This is a genomic window from Nostoc sp. UCD121 (genome assembly GCF_014222285.1).
Taxonomy (GTDB): Bacteria; Cyanobacteriota; Cyanobacteriia; order Cyanobacteriales; family Nostocaceae; genus Nostoc.
The window spans coordinates 1-2,070 of the sequence record NZ_JACKZS010000428.1; the positions used below are offsets into that span (position 1 = coordinate 1).

General features: G+C 44.1%; 2 protein-coding genes. One reads left to right on the forward strand and one right to left on the reverse strand.

The window, feature by feature from the left end; all coding sequences use genetic code 11:
• Positions 1–161 precede the first annotated feature (161 nt).
• On the forward strand, positions 162–1,370 hold the full coding sequence (locus GNF10_RS36560) for an HhoA/HhoB/HtrA family serine endopeptidase (RefSeq protein WP_185581661.1): 1,209 nt from the start codon (positions 162–164) through the stop codon (positions 1,368–1,370).
• A gap of 221 nt (positions 1,371–1,591) precedes the next feature.
• On the opposite strand, the gene GNF10_RS36565 is transcribed toward GNF10_RS36560, so the two are convergent.
• A complete protein-coding gene (locus tag GNF10_RS36565) occupies positions 1,592–1,939 on the reverse strand; it encodes a DUF760 domain-containing protein (RefSeq protein ID WP_094333219.1) in 348 nt (115 codons plus the stop codon).
• Positions 1,940–2,070: the final 131 nt, after the last annotated feature.

Genomic DNA, 2,070 nt, shown 5'->3' on the forward strand with positions numbered 1-2,070 from the left:
GGCAGGGGGAGTAGAGGGAGCAAGGGGGAAATAACCAATGCCCAATTCCCAATTCTCAATCCCCAATGCTTAATTCCTCGTAAATTGATCTGTCCACTTGCCGTTAGCTTGACTACACTTAGAAATTAGCAACTGCATTGTTGTCCTTAAGCAGAATTGTTATGAAGTTATCTTTAAAGCAACTAGGTGTTTATTTGTTCTTACTGGTATTTGGCTGTGGTGCAGGTTTATTTGGCAGTCGCTATTTCCTGCTACAAAATTCCTCATTCCAACAGTTAAGAAATGTCACAATGGCTTCGCCTCCAGAATCTGTAGTGCCAAATTCTCCTAGCGGAGCAATTGGGGCTACTGGAGGCGATAATGTGAATTTTATTGCGACGGCAGTGCAAAAAGTTGGCCCGGCTGTGGTGCGAATTAATGCCACTCGCAAAGTTGCCAATCCCATCTCTGATGCGTTAAAAAATCCTCTATTGAGGCGATTCTTTGGAGAGGATGAGCAACCAATTCCCGAAGAACGGATTGAGCGTGGTACAGGATCGGGATTTATTTTGAGCGAGGATGGGGAATTACTCACTAACGCTCATGTAGTAGCAGATACAGATACAGTACAAGTCACCCTCAAGGATGGTCGAAGTTTAGAGGGGAAGGTGGTAGGAGTTGATTCTGTGACAGATGTGGCAGTGGTGAAAATAAAAGCGAATCATTTGCCAACTGTGAAACTGGGCAATTCGCAAAACTTAATACCAGGACAGTGGGCGATCGCAATTGGCAATCCTCTGGGTTTAGATAATACTGTCACTATCGGCATTATCAGCGCTACCGATCGCACCAGCACTCAAGTTGGTGTACCAGATAAGCGAGTCAGCTTTATCCAAACTGATGCTGCAATTAACCCTGGTAATTCCGGTGGCCCCTTATTAAACGCTCAAGGCGAAGTGATTGGTGTTAATACTGCCATCCGCGCTGATGCTCAAGGACTCGGTTTTGCGATCCCCATTGAAACCGCCGCCCGCATTGCCAATGAACTTTTTACCAAAGGGCGTGTAGAACATCCCTTCTTGGGTGTTGAAATGGCAGACCTTTCTGCCATCAAAAAACAGCAGATTAATCAAGAGAATCAACTGAACATTCAGCAGGATGTTGGGATTGTGATTAAAGGAGTCACAGGCGATTCTCCAGCCAAGCGCGGAGGATTGCTTCCTGGAGATATGATTCAAAAAGTTAACGGTAAGCCAGTCAAAACCTCGGCCCAAGTTCAAAAGCTGGTAGAGTCCAGCAAAGTTGGGGACATAATAGCTATCGAAGTCAATCGTAGCGGGAAAATTCAAACCTTCAAAGTACAATCAGGAGCTTATCCTGAAAGGAAGTAGTTAAAATAATTCGTAATTGATAATTCGTAATTCGTAGTTGCAAGACGCTTGCGGACTCGCTTTTCACGTCGCTATCCGTGGAAGCTTTAACTCTCCACACAAATCTTGTTAACCACTGAATTTTTAATCCAGTGTGGGCTGCTGTAACTTTTTTAATTAGGAATTACGAATTACGAATTAGTAATTATTTGGTCAGTAGTCCCAGAATGTTTGACTATTGACTATTGACCATTAGATAAATGCTCTAACTGCATTCTTTGTTCCATCTGGCGCAGAAAATACCCTGTCATCATGGCCGACGCTAGAAGCCCAGCTAAGTTATCCCGATCTGTTGTAATTTGCACGTTGAAATTTTCTGCCGGGAGCATTCCCACTAGCCCTTGGACATTTTGCGAGATGATTTGTTTAATTTCAGGGCTGGCGGATTGAGCAATCCTCGCTAGAACATCAGGAGACTGATGTTGTAGATATTTGAGTAACTGATTGGGGTATTCCTCAGAGTGGTCGGAAAGAAGTTGATTAGGGTGTTCCTCGGAGTTGTCATTTAAAAAGTCAGGATTAAACACCATTGGCAGTTTTATTTAGCTTAATTGCTAACTCTACTCTAAACCATAGTACAAGGCTAGCGCATTCACCACGGGTATAAGTCATTGGTATTGGGGATTGGCAGAGGCAGAGGGGAAGGGGGCAGGGAGGAGAG